Source organism: Laspinema olomoucense D3b (assembly GCF_025370785.1).
Taxonomy (GTDB): domain Bacteria; phylum Cyanobacteriota; class Cyanobacteriia; order Cyanobacteriales; family Laspinemataceae; genus Laspinema; species Laspinema olomoucense.
Map to the genome: position 1 here is coordinate 34,270 of NZ_JAMXFA010000028.1, position 19,935 is coordinate 54,204.

The 19,935-nt window shown below is 45.2% G+C and carries 20 protein-coding genes; 7 read left to right on the forward strand and 13 right to left on the reverse strand.

Annotated features, from left to right (window positions below):
- Positions 1-492: 492 nt before the first annotated feature.
- Positions 493-741 (forward strand): hypothetical protein, encoded by a 249-nt coding sequence (locus NG792_RS19195; RefSeq protein ID WP_261236448.1) that lies wholly within the window; start codon positions 493-495, stop codon positions 739-741.
- A gap of 914 nt (positions 742-1,655) precedes the next feature.
- Here NG792_RS19195 and NG792_RS19200 read toward each other — a convergent pair.
- Entirely contained in the window at positions 1,656-2,111 is a 456-nt protein-coding gene (locus NG792_RS19200) for a hypothetical protein (protein ID WP_261236449.1), read from the reverse strand.
- 330 nt (positions 2,112-2,441) lie between these two features.
- Between NG792_RS19200 and NG792_RS19205 the strand changes: the two genes are divergently transcribed.
- Positions 2,442-3,398 carry a tyrosine-type recombinase/integrase gene (locus NG792_RS19205; RefSeq protein WP_261236450.1) on the forward strand — a complete coding sequence of 319 codons (957 nt, stop codon included), beginning with the start codon at positions 2,442-2,444 and terminating at the stop codon, positions 3,396-3,398.
- Positions 3,399-3,535: 137 nt separating this feature from the next.
- On the forward strand, positions 3,536-4,501 hold the full coding sequence (locus NG792_RS19210) for a hypothetical protein (protein ID WP_261236451.1): 966 nt from the start codon (positions 3,536-3,538) through the stop codon (positions 4,499-4,501).
- Positions 4,502-4,567: 66 nt separating this feature from the next.
- Here NG792_RS19210 and NG792_RS19215 read toward each other — a convergent pair whose 3' ends face one another.
- The 4 genes from NG792_RS19215 to NG792_RS19230 form a co-directional block, all read right to left on the reverse strand.
- Complete coding sequence (locus NG792_RS19215) at positions 4,568-5,692, reverse strand: hypothetical protein (RefSeq protein WP_261236452.1); 1,125 nt, start codon at positions 5,690-5,692, stop codon at positions 4,568-4,570.
- Between the two features lie 227 nt (positions 5,693-5,919).
- A complete protein-coding gene (locus tag NG792_RS19220; protein ID WP_261236453.1) occupies positions 5,920-6,309 on the reverse strand; it encodes a type II toxin-antitoxin system VapC family toxin in 390 nt (129 codons plus the stop codon).
- Positions 6,299-6,532, reverse strand: coding sequence for a hypothetical protein (locus NG792_RS19225; RefSeq protein WP_261236454.1), 234 nt, complete (start codon positions 6,530-6,532; stop codon positions 6,299-6,301). Before NG792_RS19225 ends, NG792_RS19220 begins: the two co-directional genes overlap by 11 nt.
- Before the next feature lie 712 nt (positions 6,533-7,244).
- Complete coding sequence (locus NG792_RS19230) at positions 7,245-7,598, reverse strand: helix-turn-helix domain-containing protein (protein ID WP_261236455.1); 354 nt, start codon at positions 7,596-7,598, stop codon at positions 7,245-7,247.
- A 516-nt stretch (positions 7,599-8,114) separates the two neighbouring features.
- Here NG792_RS19230 and NG792_RS19235 point away from each other — a divergent pair.
- From NG792_RS19235 to NG792_RS19245, 3 genes are all read left to right on the forward strand, one after another.
- Positions 8,115-9,041, forward strand: coding sequence for a hypothetical protein (locus NG792_RS19235; RefSeq protein ID WP_261236456.1), 927 nt, complete (start codon positions 8,115-8,117; stop codon positions 9,039-9,041).
- Positions 9,042-9,876: 835 nt separating this feature from the next.
- Entirely contained in the window at positions 9,877-10,029 is a 153-nt protein-coding gene (locus NG792_RS19240) for a hypothetical protein (RefSeq protein ID WP_261236457.1), read from the forward strand.
- 305 nt (positions 10,030-10,334) lie between these two features.
- Positions 10,335-11,348, forward strand: coding sequence for a hypothetical protein (locus NG792_RS19245; RefSeq protein WP_261236458.1), 1,014 nt, complete (start codon positions 10,335-10,337; stop codon positions 11,346-11,348).
- A 303-nt stretch (positions 11,349-11,651) separates the two neighbouring features.
- On the opposite strand, the gene NG792_RS19250 is transcribed toward NG792_RS19245, so the two are convergent.
- Positions 11,652-11,858, reverse strand: coding sequence for a hypothetical protein (locus tag NG792_RS19250; RefSeq protein ID WP_261236459.1), 207 nt, complete (start codon positions 11,856-11,858; stop codon positions 11,652-11,654).
- Positions 11,859-12,200: 342 nt separating this feature from the next.
- Entirely contained in the window at positions 12,201-13,283 is a 1,083-nt protein-coding gene (locus NG792_RS19255) for an IS630 family transposase (RefSeq protein ID WP_261236460.1), read from the reverse strand.
- A gap of 266 nt (positions 13,284-13,549) precedes the next feature.
- Between NG792_RS19255 and NG792_RS19260 the strand changes: the two genes are divergently transcribed.
- On the forward strand, positions 13,550-14,035 hold the full coding sequence (locus NG792_RS19260; RefSeq protein WP_261236461.1) for a hypothetical protein: 486 nt from the start codon (positions 13,550-13,552) through the stop codon (positions 14,033-14,035).
- 647 nt (positions 14,036-14,682) lie between these two features.
- Here NG792_RS19260 and NG792_RS19265 read toward each other — a convergent pair.
- The 6 genes from NG792_RS19265 to NG792_RS19290 all read right to left on the reverse strand — a co-directional run.
- On the reverse strand, positions 14,683-14,916 hold the full coding sequence (locus tag NG792_RS19265) for a phage terminase large subunit family protein (RefSeq protein ID WP_261236462.1): 234 nt from the start codon (positions 14,914-14,916) through the stop codon (positions 14,683-14,685).
- Positions 14,917-15,158: 242 nt separating this feature from the next.
- Positions 15,159-15,800, reverse strand: a complete 642-nt coding sequence (locus NG792_RS19270; RefSeq protein WP_261236463.1) for a DUF2589 domain-containing protein — start codon at positions 15,798-15,800, stop codon at positions 15,159-15,161.
- 54 nt (positions 15,801-15,854) lie between these two features.
- Positions 15,855-16,658, reverse strand: coding sequence for a hypothetical protein (locus NG792_RS19275; RefSeq protein ID WP_261236464.1), 804 nt, complete (start codon positions 16,656-16,658; stop codon positions 15,855-15,857).
- A 414-nt stretch (positions 16,659-17,072) separates the two neighbouring features.
- Positions 17,073-18,041, reverse strand: a complete 969-nt coding sequence (locus NG792_RS19280) for a DUF2589 domain-containing protein (RefSeq protein WP_261236465.1) — start codon at positions 18,039-18,041, stop codon at positions 17,073-17,075.
- Between the two features lie 233 nt (positions 18,042-18,274).
- On the reverse strand, positions 18,275-19,390 hold the full coding sequence (locus tag NG792_RS19285; RefSeq protein ID WP_261236466.1) for a patatin-like phospholipase family protein: 1,116 nt from the start codon (positions 19,388-19,390) through the stop codon (positions 18,275-18,277).
- A 179-nt stretch (positions 19,391-19,569) separates the two neighbouring features.
- Positions 19,570-19,935 (reverse strand): hypothetical protein (locus tag NG792_RS19290; protein WP_261236467.1); only part of this gene is annotated, 366 nt, incomplete at its 5' end.

Here is a 19,935-nt window from a genome sequence, read left to right on the forward strand (position 1 = left end):
GCTACTGCATCCAGTAGCCTTATGTTTTGCTGCGGATTAAAAAGAGCTAAATTAAAAAATAAAAGCATATTAATACCACTTTTAAAATAATTTTAAGCTCATTTAAATTTGCTCTCTATAGATTAGAAACTGATTAATTAAAATCGGGCATTTTAAAGCGCAAATAGATTTTTTTGCAAGCTGACTCAATCATAAACACAAAAATCTAAATCATATCTAGTCTGAAGTACAGTTTTACATTAGACTCGGGTTCAGGAAATAACCTGTACTTTTGGCTAGGTGCAACCCTATATCAATGATTTCAAGGAAAATAGCTGTCCGGACTATGATCCGGACCTGACCCACGAAGGTAAATCGTTCCGAGACTTTCTACCGTGGGGTGAATTTGCAAACGGGGAGCCGTTTTCGGGTCACCCCTAAATCAATACTGGGACAGAGGCATGAAAAATAGCCGGGGCATAAAGTAGAGGTAATAATGAGGAGTATCAAACAATGACGCGAGAAGTTACGGACGCTGATGGGATTACATGGACCTGTATTCAGGCTTATGCGGGTCTTTCGGATGAGCCTGAAAACCGCGAAGCCGCTCAAGTCAAGGGGGCCAGTAATGCTTATTGGGTGGTTTGCACTCCCGATGGTGGGGCAAAATCGGTACGAATTCAGCTAGAGGGCGAGTGGGAAAAATCCTACTCCGATGAAGAGTTGCTGGAGGCGCTCCAAGCCGAGCAACAGTCTGCTTGAAGTGCTGGTAAGCGTAGCTATGCCTACTTGCAATCGCCACCAAAACAAGACCCCTAAACTCCAGTCCCACCCAAATAAATCACCTACCAATCCCTCCAGCTTCTCAGTGCCGGTAAGCATCAGCTATGCCTACTTGCAATCGCCACCAAAACGAGACCCCTCCAGTTTCAGCATGGGGCTAGGTGGGATTGAGTAGAATCGTTCCGGTGCTTTCTGGTGATCGGTCAGTCCGCCGAAAACCAGTCGCCTGAACAGGGGGATAACCTTGACGCCTGTTGCATCTAGATCGCCCGTTCCGCTCGTCCTGCTCTAGCAAAATCGCTCCTTACCAGACTGGATAAGACTTGGCCTGGGTGAACAGAAGTCCTATCAAATCTGGTTTTCCTATAAAAATAGCGACTTGTGTTCACCTTGAATAAGGGACAGACTAGCTGATTTTTCCTGGATGCGTTAGGCGATAAGCCCGGGGGGCATAGCTACGCTGTGCGGCATCCCCCGTTGCTTCCCAACTTCATCCGCACCCATCCCCACAACCTGAAACCCATTGCACTTTCACGGCATCCGCACCAACTGGCCCCGACTCAAAACAGAACACCCCTATTTGCGAGTCCTTCTTTTGGGGCGATCGCAAGTAGGCATAGCTGCGCTTACCAGTCAATCCGTCGGTCAGGCAACCGACTCAATCACTGTTAGGAGCCTCGCCCCACTTGCAACACTGGCCTGAGAAACTGTAAACCATTTCACTTTGCCGCGATTAATCCAGAGGCGATTCTCCTCAAGCAGACACTTGGCGGTAAGCATCAGCTATCCCGTAGGGAATCGCAAAAAGCCTGACTCAACACTGGTATTGGAACCTGCAAGCCATTACAGTTTGGCTGGGTTCGTTCAGAGGCAGTTGCTTTGCTCCTACCGCCTCAGCGCTCCACCTGGTGGAACAACTCGCCCCGTTTCTCCCAGCGAATCAAAGCCGGGTCCCGACTACGACTCCATTTCTTGAATTCCTCGACACCTTGCAGCACTGCCTCGTCAATTTCCTTGCGTGCCACCTTCAATCGTTCCGCCAGTTCCGCTGTGGTCAGAGCTTTCGGTTTGATGGGTTCTCTCATCACTGGCATGGAGTTGCGCCCCCTGCTGCCTCTGCCCCCGGAACTCAGGACAGCTTCCACCACCGCCACCCGTTGCTGTAACTGAGTCAGTTGCCCTCGCAGCGATTCTATCTCAGGATTCTGCTGTCTGCCATCAAAAAACTCGCGCAAGATTTGGACCAGGGCCGCGCTTTCGCCCAGGTTTTCTTCGTCCATGTACTGCCTAAGCCGGTTGTGGTATTCCACCGGCAAATAACCCACAATCCGTTTCGTTGACGCTGCCATGCTTCGAGTGTGCTGTAAAAGTGCCGTAGTCTCCCATCATACCGCTCGTCCGGGGCATTCAGTCAGTGTTGTCTCAGTGCTACTGACAGCACAACCCCTCTGAGGGGCCTCTCTGGAGTTAGCGCTCAGGTTTCCGGGAAGACCGGACCCGTTGAAGAGTCTTTCGCCCCCAGCAGGCAAGGGATTGAGTTTAAACTTCCTCAAAACGATATGGTTAGCCAATGATAATTGAGAATGCCAGTTCCACAGAGTCTTGTTAAGTTTTATCCGCCACTTCACTCCTGACGTTCCCCCGTTGCTTACAATTTAGGAATCAGTTGGCGGTGAGTCATGGACGACCTGCAACAGTTTATTGAAGAGGGAGAGCCGTTGCGGTTGCTTGAGCCAGTCCCCCTCACGCAACAACCGGCGGCGGTTTATTTAGCCAGTCTGGGCAAAACTTCCCAAGTCACCATGCGGCAAGCACTTGACCATATTGCCGCACTGCTCACCAATGGCTCATGCGATGCCTTGACCCTAGACTGGTCCAAGTTGCGCTACCACCACACCGCTGCGGTTCGTTCGGCTTTGTTGGCTCGGTTGGCTCCCGCTACTGTCGCCAAGATGCTCTGTGCTCTGCGGCGAACTCTCCAAGAAGCGTGGCGGCTGGGGTTAATGTCCCATGAAGACTATGCCCGTGCTGCGGATTTGCCGCGCATTGATGTTCCTAAAAAAAACCTCAAAGGGCGGGCGATCGCCTCGGATGAACTCGCCGCGATGCTGCATGAGTGCCAAAAGTCTGACACCCCGCTGAATCTGCGCGATGCCGCCTTGATTGTTATCCTGCGCGGTACGGGCATTAGGCGGGAGGAGTTGGTTAATCTGCAATTGAAAGATTACCATCCTGATACGGGGATTATCGAAGTGATTGCGGGGAAGCGGGACAAGGATAGGATAGTTTACTTGGCGGGTAAGTTGGTCCCGGTTGTGGAGAGTTGGCTCCAAGTTAGAGGGCGCGAACCCGGGCCGTTGCTTTGTCCGGTCAACCGATTCGGGCGAGTCCAACTCAAGGCGCTGACTCCAGATACGGTGTACAAAGTCGTGCGGAAGTTGGCGGCCAACGCTCAAATTGAGCGCTGTTCCCCCCATGATTTTAGGCGCACGTTCTGCACCGACCTCCTCGCTGCCAATGTCGATCCCTTCACGGTGCAGCAACTCGCGGGACATTCCTCGCCTTCGACGACTACTCGGTATGACCGACGGGGGGAAGAGACCAAGCGGGCGGCGGTGCAGAAGTTGGAGTTTTGAAAGCTCGTTGCGGTGAAGTAGCCGTTGAGTTTTTTTGGTTGCTTTGCCCAGACATTCAACCCGAAAAACTTCGGTGATTCTGAAATAAATCTGGCAATTTTCGTTATCATACTAGCAAAGAAAAACCCGCCTAAACAATGAGCGCTAAACGTAAACTCAAACCCACTCCACCCAATTTAGAAGAGGCTGAAACAACTGAAGCGCCAGCCGATTTAGAAGAGGCCGAAACAACTGAAGCGTCAAGCGAATTAGAAACGGCTGAAACAACTGAACAGGAACCCGAACATAAGGGCGCATTTTTTCAAGCCGTCGGCATCCTCCCCGGTGAAGTTAGCTTTGAGGAGGGGAGTATTATGGCAAAAGTTACGGTGGGCGGTAAGGAATATCGACTCTTGTTCAAGCCCAGGTTGATGTCGGCGATGGTTGCCTTAAAACTAGAGATAAAACAGTCGGGAAGTACCACGCAACGGCTCATTGTTTATCCGAAGGTGATGCACTTCCCGAAGCAGGACCAACCCCATCAGCTTGCTTTTCAGTTGGTTGGTTTTGAGAAAGACCCGGCATCCTCCGCCATCTCCACGGAGCTAGAAGATTTTGAGTTTAAGCTGTCTGGGTTGTGGCAGTTCATCCCAGTTTGTCGGGTTCCGGTCATCTCGGTATTCCGCAATTTTGACGAAGCCATCCACCAGAATTTGAAAAAATTAGATGAAGCAGTTGCGGCTAAGAAAAAGGTCAATTTCATGAAAGCGACCCATGTGCCGTTGATATGGAAAGACGCGCCCTTTAAGCCATTCCGGTTTAACCCTAAACTCGAAAAAGAGGAGCAAGGTCGTCCACTGTTTCTGCAACTCAAAGCGAAGTTTATCCCGGCGAAAGACGGGTTTGAGTTTGTGGCCTTACTCGCGCCACCCCTAGAGAAAGCACCTAAGTTTTTTAAGGCATCTAACGACGATAAAGCCACCGTCCAAAAGGAGAAAAGAAAGAACGCCACCCCCTCTAAGTCAAAGGCCACCCCCTCTAAAACTAAGTCCAAGCAGGCAAAACCTCCCCAACCGAAGCCAAAACCACGCCCAGTTAAAGCAGAACAAGAATCGGAGGAGTAACGTGATGCAAGGAGTGGAAGCCGCCAACGGTTGGACCGCTACAGGTTCGAGGCGAGGGCATCCGATTCACTCGGGTTCTGGTGCTTCCACCTCGGGATAAAGTTCGCGATATTTCTGCCGGTTTTCCCGGTAGAATTTGCGTCCTTCTTCGGTGATTCCCAGATACACTTTCAAGTCTTTGTGGAACTCCCGAACTAGCCCATTCCTGCCGTAACGCATCTTGTCATCCCAAGCCCGCAGCCGCAGCCAACAATGTTGCCAACTGTGGCCGCCATAATCTCCCGAGCGTTCCCCGTCTGGCCTCAATCCTTCATCACCAGCTTGCCACGCTGCTACGAGCGCCTTCCACTGATAATCACGGAGTGTCCGAGGTGGCAGTTTTTTTGCCGACTGGATACCCAATCCAGCCCGCACGACAGCCCGTCCCAGGCGAGTCAGTTTGCACTTGAACCAGTCTTTCACTGGATAGCAGTAGTCAATTTCAATCAGATTGCGGGTGGCGAGTGCCTTGAACGTGCTGCCAGTCCCCGGGTCAACGACTCCCGCTGTTTTGAGTTTCTGCCTGAGTTGGGATGAGTTTCCGAATAGCTCCAGATACTCAATCCAGCGCCACTCATCAGCAGGACGAGGCCGATCTCCACGATTCCAAGCACCACGCTCGGACTCCTCCCGGTCCTGGTCAATCTCGAAAATCTGCTTGAGATAAGTCTGCTGTCGTTCGTTCAACTCGTCCCAGATTTGCTCATGTTTGGAGCGCGGTTTGGTTGGCTCGGGTTCGGGGACTGGCTCGGGTTGCGGTTCTGGTTGCGGCGCTGGCTCGGGGACTGGCTCGGGTTTGGGTTCGGTCTGCTGCTTGATGGTGGCGATCGCAATAGCTAATTCCTCCAGGAACTCGTTCAACTTAGCGGCCCAATCTTCCCCAGTCGTGCCAATCACCTCGAACGCCAGGGGTGCGACTTCCTCAATCAGTTGCGGTAAGCGCAGCGATACCCGCAGGTCTTTTCGCCCAGTTTTACCCGAGAGCAAACGAGACTCCAGCATCGGTGGCGGTTCTTGGGGATTCCCCCCACCTTCGATAAACTCACGGTAGCGATCGCACAGTTGCATCACCTGCAACTCCACCGGCACCGGCACCCTCATCAACTTGGTTTGGTAGGGCGCTATCTTGCCCCGCCCTCCTTTCGGTTTCATCGCTCAACTCAGTAACTCTGGCTCTATTCTAAAACTTGTTAACAGGTTTTATTACCCAGAAAACTCTCACGTTTTTTTTACCCGGGGTAGAGGTCGTTGCACCCCCATAGATTGCTTTTATATGGGGTCTAAAAATCTATTCAACAGTGCCGCTCAAAATTAAGGAGTTGTTTAGAATGAAATCCCCGGGGTTAAAACGGTCGCAAAAACCCGGTTTCTTGATGGCATCACTTATCGAAGGGATTCCATAGACTTAACCCATCAACGCGCTTAAAATCATCAACATTGCGAGTTACTAAAATACATCCGGTAACTAAAGCACAAGCGGCAATGATACCATCAGCCAGTTTTAAGCGATAAGTTCGTCTAATTATCGCCGCATTATCTAAAATAGATTCGGTCAATGATACGCAGTTAATTAGCCTTAAAAATACTCGCATTTCATTGGCTTGTTCTTCGGTTAGTCCAGGGTAACAAAGCAACTCGACCCAAGTAATTGGACAGTAATATCCCTCTGCTTTTCGGGTGTCAATTGCCTCAAATACATCCTGAACTTCGGGCTGATTATTAAAATAATAAATCAGGATATTAGTATCGAGAAGGTATTTAGTCGGCATCCCATTCTTGTCGAAGTTTTAATTGAAATTTCAGAGCATCGACGCGCTGGGGTAGAAAACCCCGCCATCGGTTTAAGTTGAGTCGCGGTGATTCGGTAGTGTTCTGGACCTCTTCAGAAGGTTCACCCTGAGAAACTAGGGTGGCTAGGTCTTTTAATAGAAGTTTTTGCTCATCTGAGGTTAGAGTTTGAGCTTGATGCAGAATTTCTTGGTAATTAGACATCGGTTTCTGATTCAGCTTTCAGGTGATGTTTTGATTATACTCGCCCCCAGCTCAACTGGATTTATTCGCTAGAACGTGGGGACTCAGAAACCGGGTTTCTTGGCGGATCAAATCTCCTCTCCCCCGGTTTCAATCGCTGATATCAGGTTAGGTTGATTGGGGGGAAAGCTTTCAACGGCGCTTCTAGGGGTTCGTCGGTGAGAAAGACGATCGCTATTACCCCGGTCAGTTTTTTGCAAAACGGTGATAAGTGCTCGGGTGGGTTTCGTAGGGGTGGAAAATGTTTCGCCAGTCATAAAGAATGGCCCTTTTGTTCGGGGCGAGCGGTCACTCAGCAGCAACTGAGCGGAAAAAATCGCCCCTTCGTTCCGGGATTAAGTCAGCCAATACCAAACCGAGATCCTGACAGAATCTCCCAGATAACTGGCCCCTAACTCAAAACTGAGTAGCCCTATTTTCCCCAAAAATGGCCCCTATCGTTGAGGCGATTGCCTGCGGCATAGCTGCGCTTACCGGTTTCGTAGTTGAGCGATCGCCGGCTCAAGAGAACCAACCTTGCTGCGATGGCATCATCTGGGCATGGACTCAGGACTCAGGCCCAGGAAAAGGAATGAACCCCTGAAATCGTTAATAGGCAAGACTTTTTGGGGCTGGAACGGACTGGGATAATTAACCAATCTCACACTCTAGCTGCCGGAGTAAGGATCCAATTTCATAAGGTGAGCAATTCGCCTGCCATTTTGCCGCCCTCCGTATTTTTCCATCGGTAGGCGATCGCCACCAGCAACTGGGGAATTTCTTCCTCAGATATTCCCTCAATGACTTGCTTTACTCCCAGGGAGCCTAAAGACTCTCCGGCAACTAACGAGCAAAAATAACTACGAGACCCCGGTGCAATCTGCTGCATTGCCAGCAGAAGGTTGTCAAGCATTTCATCGGTGACCCCTTTTTTCCCATGTCTAAACTGGGAAACCATGCTCTGACTGACATCAGCGGCTTCAGCTAAAGCGCGACCACTAATGCGGTAGCGCTTCAGAGTTTCATTAAAGGCTTCATGAATAAACATTAAGATTTGTGTATTTAATTCACTAGGGGTAAATATGTATTTACTATGGGTAAATAACCAGAGGAGTCTGGTGATTGTTTAATTTAGATAACCGGCTGAAAGTAGCAGACGGTTTTAGTTCGGGGTGGGGTTGGTCTTGTTTAACTTTAGCAAACGTGAACAAATCCTGGGAAGCACCGAATAGCTTAGTTTTCTTCTAACCCGTTTTTAGTAATCATCGTTTGAGTACAAGGGTATTTACATACATAAATGTACATCCATGAGAATGACCAAAACAAGCCCCAGCATTCCATCACTAGGGCCAAGGAAGCACTGGGAACGAACTTGCAGGTAACGAGAGCTCGGGTGTCCCCAGGAGATAGCCTTACTCTATCTACCTCTTTGATAGAAGGGCAGACTTCGCCGCCGATTATTCTAGATCCTGAATTGGCTATTTTAATTCCACCCCTATCAGTGCAGGAGTTGGAGGGGTTGCAGAGGAGTTTGCGTACAGAGGGTTGTAGGGATCCTCTGGTGGTGTGGAAGGAACACTTTATTCTAGTTGATGGATACCAGCGATATGCGATTTGTTCTTCATACCAGATCCTCTATCGAGTGGTTGAGCTTCCTTTTGGCGATCGCTCTGAAGTCAAAGCCTGGATCATTGCCAACCAGCTATCGAAACGGAACCTTACCCCAGAGGCAGTCAGCTACCTGCGAGGGACCTGGTATGAACTCAATAAGCGCTCTCATGGGGGCGCTCGTTTTTCAAGTGCTCATTTTGAGCACTTGAAAACCTCGGAGGAGTTGGCCAAACGATTCAAAACGTCCTCGGCAACGATTCGTCGGGATGCTCAGTTTGCTTCTTCAGTGGACGCGATCGCCCAGGCGGCAGGCGATTCTGCCCGGACCGCCATCTTGACGCGAACCAAAAGGCTCTCAAAAAAAGAGGTCATCTCCCTGGCTCATACGGCTCAAAGAAATCCCCAAGCCGTGCGAGATTTTTTCAAGTCTGGTCAGCCGGAACAAAATTTGTCTCCTTTCTGTGTTAAACCAGCTTTACATATACAGCTTAAGTCGGGGGGGTTGGTGGAAGTTTCTGCTCCTGAAGATGATAAAATTGATGGACGCACAGGTAGAGTTCATAAAGTGAGTGAAAAAACAGCAGAAGTTTGGCTGCGAGATATTCAGACAATGACTATGCAACTTCATACATTTAAGCATTCATCTTTAATTTCTATTCCAACTGATGAGCGCCCTGCGTTAGTGGAAATTAACGCTCGCATTAACCGCTTGTATGATTTAGCTGAACTAGACCCATTTGAACGGGAAATCTTGAATCTGCTAGAACGCCAAGTCTCTTACACTCCAACTGAACTCGAATATTTGAAATTGATTGAACAAAAATATAGCGACTCTTGCAAAAAGACCTCGTTCCATCGTTCTGAGCATGAACTAGACTGAGGCAACTAACTCAACAAAATCGGTGAAATTATTACGTGACCTCATATCCTACACCCGGGACGATTAGTGAGTCAAATTTCGAGGCGATCGCATTCCCGGAGCGGTGAGCGCTTCGGGATCATCCCGCTTTTGTAAATTATCCAATAGGTGATATAATATTACACATTTTCAACCGAAGTGCCTTCCCAAAAACTGCTATGGAATCAACTACTAATTTTTTCTGTAATTTAAGCGGTATTGAGCAAAAAACACGTACAATAGAGAAAATTGTTCTGCACCCCTGCGCATGAATCCTGAAGATAGCGAACGTTTAAAAGCCTGGTTTGATGAAATCGCCAAAATTTTATACAAAAACAGCCTCCCGGAGTCTTTAGAAAACTTAGAGAACAATGAATTATTATAGAGTCTAAGAAATTTTGTAGAAAATATTAGAGAATTACCCTAATTTTAGATATTTTGATAACCGAGCTTTATTACAGCTAGGCCAAATTTTCGCCTCCTATAAGTAAGGCGAATTGTAAAACCTAAAGGGTAACAGTATCATACTTTTCCCCTTTTACAAAATCGGGATGCTCCCGTTTTAATCGCTCCCATCGATTTTCACGTCGATTTATTTGAGAACATTCTTGGTGGCAGATGGAATAGAAGAGTCCTTTGGCTCGATTCTTTCTAAGCTTGGTTGCCTGCACAGCATGAGGGAGGGGGTTTGCACGGGATAATCGGAGCGGTGAAAGCGCGTTCCAGGCAAGTGAGAGCGAAGTGGAGGGTGGAAAATGCGAGAGGAGCGAAGTTGGCGGATTGAAGTGGTAGGAGTCAGCAGGGGAAGATACGGCGTGTGCGGAGGGGTAGAAGAGGCGGTGAAGCCGCTGCAAGTCAGGTGGCACAAGGGTTTTTTCAATGGAAAGTGGGTTCATGGGCTAGAGAAGGGGAAAAGCAGCAGACTCAAAAAATTCACAAACCCCTCTATGGAATCGTCATCTTGATGTAAACCCAAAAAAATAAGGTGAAAAAATATCAATCAACCCTCTCTATTTTTATCCGGGAGAGGATAAGGAGATACTCCCATCCTTGTCTTCTGTTGCCGATTGATAGGAGAGGTTAGAGCAAAAAATCTAACGCAAAGTTTCACAAATCCTAACCTGCCATCGTCTTGTAGATGTCGAAGGAAAGTAGAAATGAAATTTTCATCCTGTTGAACAAGTATTCGATGGGGTGGGACAACCGCAAAAAAATTCAAGCTCACCCCCCCCACCGTCTAATGAATTAGAGTAACCCCCAAAGGAGACAAGAAAAATGACGTTAGAAACAGAGTTACAGGTTTTCCTCTATAACCACAATCAGGTAAAGGAATACAAGAAAGAGTTAGCCCAAATCTTTAACAAAACAGCGGTAGAGGAGGTTGTCAAAAATAAGATAAACGAAAAAATCAATAAATTAGATCCGGAAAACCGAAAAAAGGCACGCCAAGTGACGACATTTTCCGCAGGCAGCACTTCAGCATTTTCACAAACAGACGACTGGACAATGCTGGCGCTGTTGTTCTTTGCTGACGATAACAACTTCGGAAGTAAGGTAAAGTTGTTCGGCGTCTCCGAAAACCCAAAAATAAACAATAAATTCAATTATGACCAACCCCAAAAAACTGATGTCATGCCCATTCTTGCCGGCTCATATGACATCATATCCCATATGGTGTTTGGAGAAGCAGTGAAGGGAACAGACGTCAATTCCGTATATCTCACATTTGAAATAGCGACTGCTGAAGAAACAAACAATAATCTATCCCAGGAGGAAATAGAAATTGCCAAAAAATGGTACAAAAAAGCCGTAAAATATCCGTTGTTTTGCGGTCCATCGACACGAGGAGCGAAAGCCTATTACGCTTCACATACGACGCCGGAACTGATAACAGAAGAAATCGCCGAAAAGAAATCCAATCTTCTCAATGTTAAAGAATTGGAAGACAGGAATATGTTCGAAAAACCGCTCAGCACATTGATCCCCAACGCCCACCCTTTGCTCCCTGTCTTTGCGATGCTTTCAGTGCTTACGGGAATCTACGGGCACCACACCCTATTCGAGGTCTTGTCAGGAGCAGTCTGTGTTCACGAAGGATTAACGCTGGACAATTGTGGGGCGCAATGGTTGAGGATACTAGGAACCTATCCGAAAGGGAAGGATGATAAGGAAATCATCGAAAATAAACTCAGTCTGAGCCCAAAATTAAATCAAGAAATAGAGCAGTTTGTCAACAGATATGAGAACTACGATCCGCACAACAAAAGTGAGAGTGGGAAAGCGCGGTAGAGATAAAAAAATTAACGAAATAGCCAATCTGGCACTCGAACCTTCAACCAGAAGCTGACTCCTGACACAAGCATCCAGAATAAAGGGATAACTAAAAACAACAAAACATGGTAACGAGTGGAAACGGGCAGAAGATGAAAGGACAACCATAGCCTAAATAACGTACCTAGATAAGCGGAAAAAAAGTTACTCTATTTGTAACTAATCGACTTTAAAAGGGCAACAGAAGGAATAAAAAGAGGAAAAAGTTATCATACCTTTCCTCCCCAAACTCAACCCTCGATACAGCACTTCTAACCCATCTCAACCACCGGCGAGCGCATCCCTAATGCGACTCGCCGCTGCACCTCGCTCGTCAAACCGGGAAATGCCCTCAATCATCCGTTCCACTGTCACCCGCACCATCCACAAATCCTTTGGTGCGAAACGATATTCCCAAAAATTGAACCCCCGCGATATCCGCCCGATAAAAGTCTTGTCCGGGTGGAAAACCACCTGCCAATCTGCCATCACCTAATTCACTGCCTTAATCGCCTTCCACAATTTCCAGCGCGTCGGTGCCAAAATCACTCAATCGTCCATGTAGCGGAGATTCGCGTAAAACACCATCGCGGTGTATCATGGTGAGTGAGTACCAGCGCATAGAAGACGTCAGGGTCTGGAAGCCGCCCACATCCCTTAAGCCCTTGTTGCCAATCGAAGCGAATGTTTTTTCTGAACTGGAGTCATTTAAGAGCCATTAATTAACTTCTTAATCTTCAAAGACAAAATGCGGTATGATCGCTTCTGGTTTTGATTGCCATCGCTGCGATAGCCCTCTTTTCCCCATCTTTTGATGGTAATATAGCGAGTCTAAATCAGTTTGGCAAAAGCATCGTACTTTTTCAAATTAGGACGATTAAAAAGTTGATATTTGAAGAAAATCTCCACCAATCGTTTTACTGAAGCAAAACTCTTGCATCGGTAATGGAAGCGCCTAATAAAGTTTTTAACCTGTAGCCAAATTCCCTCAACGGGATTTTCTTCCGGGGCATAAGTCGGAAGACGTTCGCAAATAATTGACCAATCTTGTCGCTCTTTTTCATGATTTTGCAATGTTAAAAACTTTTTCATTTCTTCTCCTCTATGATAGCTGGCCCCGTCCCAAATTAACAGAATTTTCTGTTCCGAATCTTCTTGAGTATGAACCGCTTTAAGTTCTGCCAAAAATTTCACGGTGTTTACCCCATTACCCGCTCCATAAGGACTAGCAATAAACTGATTAGTCAGTAAATTTAAAGCTCCATAGTAAGTTTGACGATCTCGTTCGTTATTTATAGCTATAACTTCTCTATCTTTTGAGTCACCCCATAGATAACTACAAACATCATCACCCTGGACATGACATTCGTCCAAAGCATACACAGATAGGGTTCCAGCTTCTATATCTGGCTTGAATTCTTCTAAGATTTCTACAATCTCTTGGGTTCTTTTTTTTATGGCTTCGGGGTTTTTTCTAGTATTTTGTTTATTCGATTTTTGCCACGTTAATTGACTATTTTTCAAGATATCATAGTAGCTTTGTGGTGATTTAAAGACTACATCATAGGTTTCGATAAGATGTCTTTCAATTTCAGAAATATTTCGTCTTTCAGGTTTTTCAAGTAGCCAAATTTTTACCTCATTCTTTTGAACTTCAGTTAAATAATTTTTTGAGCCTTTATATTTAAGTTTTAATCCCAGAACTCCTTGTTGCTTGTATTCTTTTTTGGCCCGAGCAATCGACCTATAGGACATCTTTAGTATGAGGCTAATTTCTGCATAAGACAAACCTTGTAGGTTCAATCTAACTGCTTGACCTTTTTTCCACTCTCTAATATTATTGGTCCTGTCAATGAACTCTGTTAAATCAATTAAATCCGTTGATATACTGTCTAATTGAGCAGTAACTTCCATGATTTTTAGCCTCTTTGTACATAAACTTTTATTTTATCCTACCTGGTCCCTGGTGTCAAACTGATTTAGACGCGCTATATAAGAGCGAACTTTGGAACCATCCTCACCTCCAAAAAATTCACAATTTCCGGAGTCCAACGTCTTATAGTCAGACAAGAAAAAGATACCTATCTAATCCTGTCACCCTTAGCACAGACTAATCCACACACTAGAGAAATTCTCTTTAGAGATGCTCTCAGTGAATGTACTACTATCGAGGACTAAAAATGACCGACATCGTTGAGAAAGGCGATTGGATTAAATTCAATCCGGAATCCAAGAAAGAAGAAACTATTAAATGGAAACAAAATTTAACTTCGCGCCAAGAACAGTATTTTGTCCTTCCATACTCTGTGATAGGCAAGCAGGCAAACGGGAGTTTGTTTATTCAAGCAAGTCTCGCAAATTCATTTTTTGAAAAAGGTCAAAAAGATGAATCCAGCGATAACCTCGTTAATGGAGGTTCCAAAATTCAGGTTGATGATGCTTTTCAGTATGGGCAAAATAACGAGAATACATTACGATTTTTAGTTTATCACAACAAAAAAAACAAGCCCTACCAACACCGATTTATTGAAACCACTGCTTTTTCCAACATCGGCAAAAAAATTGTAGAAGTTGGAGCGGGTGCGGCTCCAGCTTGGGGCGATCTTCTGAAAAAAGGGTCAGATCTAGCCAAAGGATTCATTGGTGACTACTTGAGAGATTTCTAATCTCATCCCAACTCTTTACTTAAACTCTAACTGAATGATGAGCGGTGTGCCTTATTGGTATGCCGCTCTTACATTTATCCAGATGCTAATAGAAATCTAGTATTGCCTATTTCATTTTTTTAGTGTTCAAGTTTGCGACAGCAATTTATCGGTAGAAATTTAATTTAAATACTACAAAAACTAATTTCGCTCCTTTATGTCTGGCTGTTCTGTTTGCAGCATAAACTCACCCTGTACCTCAATTTTATATTGGTTATGCCAGAGAACCCGAAGCGATTGCCTGCTCCTAATTTCGCATTTTTTGATTAGCATAATAGCTTCTATCGGTAACCAATTAAGACCCAATTCTTCGAGACAAAATTTCTAAATATCAGCATCATTCGCCGGTTCTAAAGGATGTATTAGCTTTCATTTAATTGATGTCTACCTACTTCATATGTTATTTAGCAGAGCGCTCGTTTCCCGAACTGTAGCCCCCGCTCTTGTGATACACTCCGTAGTAAATCTTATAAAAAAGAGTTAAAAAATATACTTAAATTTACAAAAAAAAAAGAATGGAGCGCATTCATAAAAGTAGCCATAAAAAATATAGCCCGCGTAGGCGGGCTTTACTTGTGTAGCGTCAGACTTCAGTCAGGCGGTATAGGCTATAAGTCAAAGCGTTTAGTTTTTTGCACCTTTTCCATAGAGGTTTGAACTTTTTGCAATAATTCAAGAGCGGGTTGAGAACTTGTCCGCTCCATTGTCAGTTCTAAAAGACAACCGGGACAGGTAAATCCTTGCTTATACAGCAGACTTTCTATAGACATTTCAATGAAAAAACCACATTCAGGGCATGGCATACCAGGAGAACGGTTGGTGGATTGAGAGTTAGCAAGCATCTTCTAATTTTCTCGATTGTTGATGAATTACAAGCGGATTGATTTTTCGCAATTCGAGCCAAATAAATAAGTTGAACGCATACATCTACCGAAGAACAGTACCCGTTTCCGGATTTTCCTACCAGTACCCGATCGGGGGTAAATTGCGGCATCCACTTCCTCAAAGGGAAGGGTTCTATTTTTACGGGCACTTGGGTTGCCTTATTGCATTATTGCACCCTATCAAATTGATATGAGCGGTTTCACTCAGCAGAAGAAGGCTTTAATTTTGCTTTGGGGGTGACAGAGGTACTTTCTTTAAACAACGTCATCATGCTGGCAATGCCCCCCGGCAGATCGGCTTGCCGCATCTGGATTTTTATTCTCATGTTAGCATCCATTGTCGGACTTTTATCATCGCTTTTTTGACCACTCGTGGGTGCTAACATGGCTTTAAATTCATAATTAGAATTGGCTGCTTTTCCCTCTTCTAGTTGTTTGCGCTCGGCTCCGGTCAGAGCGCCACTCTGGGCTTGTGGAGAAGGAGACACTACGGGTTCAGCAAAAATCCGGATATTAAAATCGAACTCCGCTTCGTTCACCTGTAACAACGGCAACGGAATCAGGGACAAAACCGGAATACTAATGTAGATCTCCTCATATTGTTTTTTTCTTGGATTGTAGCGATTGTACCAAAACTTGAGCATTCGCAGTTGTCCTAAACTACTTTTTGCTTCGTCTGGGATTTCATCGGGATCGTCGCCAGAAGGGGGTTCGCCTTTCTCAAACCCGTACTCGGTAATAAATTCCACAAATTTCTGGGCGGCTCCAAAGTCGGCTTGGATAGTAGCGATTAAAGGAGCCGCCAGCAGATCGCCAACGTTTATCGGATTGCTTGTTGCCATTATTGCAGTTGTTTTGTTTCCTAAAGTGAACGGCCAACTGTTGAGAAATGTTCTCTACTTAAGCGCTTCTAGTTTTGCAGAAGATTCTTTAAATAGCCATTGGTAGTTAGTTAAGTCGGCATTGATCGATATCGATGAAACTATATCTGCTGGAAAATCTTTCAGTCGATCTCCAGTGACAATCACATCCAGGTTGTGAAATCGGTTGGGGAGATCTTCAAAAGTTGAGTCTAAGTCATTGACGAATCGATCCACTTCGCGTTGATAGCTTTCATTGATTTGCTCGTTTGATTTAGCCTCAGTGACGATTGGTTTTAAGTCGGGATGCTCCAAAAGATATTTTTTCAAAGCTTCTATAATTACCGATTTTGTTTTTTCCTTGTTTAAAGTTCGTTCTGGCTCCATTAAAATATGTCGCTCTTGGAAAAGCTCACTGTATATTTTCCCCGCTAAGTAGTTGAGAAATGTTGAGGATTGAGCATTTTTTTGAACATTTCCCCACTGTTTCTTAGCTTGATCGTCCAACAAAGTTTTCTTGCTATCAATAAAATCGTTTAACAGCTTAACCGCTTTTTCAGCCACTCCTCTTGCATATTCAGTGAAAATAGCTGTAGTAAATAAATCTTCACTACCCGCTTGAGTATCAAGATCGTTGATGACAAACTTTAGATCGAGCTTAATCCCCTTAAGCAGTCCATTGGGAACCGGAAAGTCACTGAGAATATTGTGTTCGTCAGCATTAGATTCTCGACTATATTTTTTATATTTGCGGCTAAGCTGACTGGAATACTCGTTAGCCGCATCTTGTGCGGCAGCTAGATCGATGAGAATTGCACCGACAACTCTACTAAGTAACATTAGGCAACTTCCTTGTCAATTATAAATGAATTTGATGGGCAACTCATTGATTGCCAATTGTGAGCTTGCAAACGAATCAATTTTTTCGGGTATTCGTAGGAAAAAAATGACAGCTTAGATATCTGTACTTCGCTACTATTGAAAGCACTATAATCTCAAAGCCTGTGATTCCTTGATGTACAGATTGATATATGAACAGGATTTCGCTCCTCGTTCGACCCTAGTGTTGGGAATATCATTTTTCTATAACCCTGATAGAGCTTGCTCTCTTTAGCCCCCCTTTTAAAGGGAATTTGGGAGTATCCCAGACTATCATTATTTTTGAAAAAGGGTATAAAAAGCTTCCCTCCTGTTTGGCACTCGGCGAGTAATTGCCGAGTAACCTAAACATGAATTTGGGACGGCGCTGTAGCGCTATAGAGTAAACTCCGGAATAACGAGCTTTACGGTTTCCTCAGGAGTTTCGCCATCAATTTTATCGGTTACTTTAAAGCTCAGTTTTATAGTTTGCGAATCTATCTTACTGGGAGTGCTTGGGGGAGTGGGAGGACTTGGAGGTGTGACTTTGAAGGTCAACGTTGCGGTTCCATTCTTGTCAGTTCTGATAAGAGTAGCAGTCCCCGATTGTACTCCTCCCGTCACGGTGAGCCCACCAGCGGGTAGTGTGATTGGGTCAACAGTTATTTCTTGGTTTTTCACAAGTACACCTTTTTTATTAAAGACGGTGACCGTGATAGTATAATCCTGCTCCTTGGTGGGATCGATATTCACTATTGCCGGAGAAACTTGTAGGTTTGCTTCCGGTATAGTTGGGGTAATGCTGGACTGTAAAATGTTGAGAATAGTTGCTAGACCTGCTGGCATATCGGACTGTTTAGCATGGACGCTGATATCCATCGTGTACTCAACAGAGTATTTGGATTCTTGAGATGCCTTTGAGTCTTTTTTGCTGGAATAACTTGCCTGAAAATTAGCTTTGGCAGAAAAAGGCCCGTAGCCCACAGAAAATTCTCCCCCACCGCCTGCTTCAATATTTTGGCTGGAAGAGTCTTCTTGTACATTGGAGGCGGATGCAGAAATATTAGCCTTGAAATTAATTGACATTTCGTCAACAGCAATGTACGGAATCGGGACGATCGCTAGGATCGGGACGATCAGCTTAACCTCTTTGCCATTGCTAATATAGTTAAAATCTACGGTAACGGCTCTTTTATCGTCTGCTGGGCCGGTAAGTCCCACTTTATCGATAAATTCCCACGAGGTCATTGCCGCTTGAGATTGAGCTTCGATTGCTGCACCTAGCGGCCCACCAATTAATGAAGAAAATGGAATAGCTTGTAAAGCACTTGTCGCTACTGTTGATGGAGTTGTATCAATAGGCATGGAACTATTTTCCTTTGAGTTAAATCAAGAACGGCGAAAATAATGAAAAGCAATTAGATGTACTGAAAAGAGGCGCTGATTTTTTAGATTTAAGCCTTTAACATCTTTAGCGTTTTCTAAATATAAGACGCTATACGACAGCAAGTTGTGAATTAAGTTTAATTGCTTTTTACAAAGTAAGGTAGTGCAATGCACCGAATTTCGAGCGGGTTTACCTTCTTTCGCGGATTATTTTAGGCGTTATCTTGGATAAATTTAGAAATAGCCTCTTTGACGCTCAAATGTTTTCCGTCAACTTGCATATAATTTTCACTGCGGAGAAAGGATTCAGTAGCTTCAAGCAACTGGTCGATATTGCGCTCGCTGGCGTCGTCCATTTGTTCGCTAATTTTCTGCCCGTTATAAACGTTAACTTGTTGTTTTTTTGCCAAATACTTACTTGCAGAAAACTCCGTATTTCGTTTCACTGTTTCATTCAAAGGAAACTGAAGGCGTAAGTAGCCATTGGGATTAGCAGAGATTAGTATTTGCCGACAGATATCTGAAGAAATCTGAAACTGACTTCCCATAAATACATTGGCAATCTGTTCTCCCCATTTAACAGTTCCCCAGTTTTTTACTTCTTCGTATTGCAAAGGTTCGGTCGTTTTGCCGGTTCCCACAGACAGGATAGCAACATCTTTAAGTTCCTGCTTTTCCGCACCTACCACATGACTGAGCGCTGCCAGAGAAGGATTATTGGCTGCGACTCCGCCATCAACGTGCGGAAACTTCCACTCTTCTCCACGCTCTTCATCTTGCCATTTTAATTCATACGGTGGAAAAAAGGTGGGAGCAGATGCGGAACAGACACAGATTTCCCAAAGTTTTACATCATTAAACCACCGTTTTTGAGATTCGGGAAGGTGGCTGATAAAAAAAGTCGTATTTCTATAAAAAAGGTCATAAGCTAATATCAATAACTTTGCCCTAGAAATTTGAGGGATTTGCCCGAATTCAATTTCCCCGAACTGGTCATGCCGCAAGTATTCCTTCAAAACAGAAATCAAGCCTTCGTTGGAATACTTCGGTTGCTTGAGCCAGTGGGAAATATTTTTTTTAAACCAGGAAGAGTTAAAAATTCTTCTCCCCTCCTGGCGATAAATTTGGATAATTGTTGCAGGCGAGAGTCCAATGGCTAGTCCGGCAGCTAAAATCGAGCCAGTAGAAGTCCCTACAATCATGTCAAAATATTGGTTGAACGGTTGGTGTATTTCTTTTTCAATTTCTTGAATGATTCGGGCAGCGATCACGCCCCGAATACCACCGCCGTCTAATGCCAGAATTCGGTATTTTCTCTGAGAGGACATAAGCTATAAAGTAAAACAAACTTGAGTGACTGATACTTGGCCAGCCGGAATAGGTAGAGTTTACTGTTGGGATAGACTTGGCTGGCTCTAAATCGGGCGATCGTAATTTGGTTAAAGGGGTTGCCATTTTCCCTTTGGGCAATGATCGCAACCCCTATTGAGTGGAAGTGGCAACAAGGTTAGTTGATGCCAGTTAACTTTCCGTATAGTGCTGGTGCAGTAAAACTGGTTTCAGGGAGGGTAAATTTTCCCTCAAATTTCACTTCATCGCTAGTAAAACTCACATTGAGAGAGTGACTTTCATCTGTACCCGTCCAAGCAATATAAAGGCGATCGCCATATACCGTCAGAGCCGGTGCAGCACAGCTGGTTGCTGTCGCACTAACTTCGATATCGGTTTCGTCGAAGGGCGGTGGAGTATCTCCCCCCGGTGAAACGCCGAATCCCCCCGGTGAAACGCCGAATCCTCCCGGTGAAACGCCGAATCCTCCCGGTGAAACGCCGAATCCTCCCGGTGAAACGCCGAATCCTCCCGGTGAAACGCC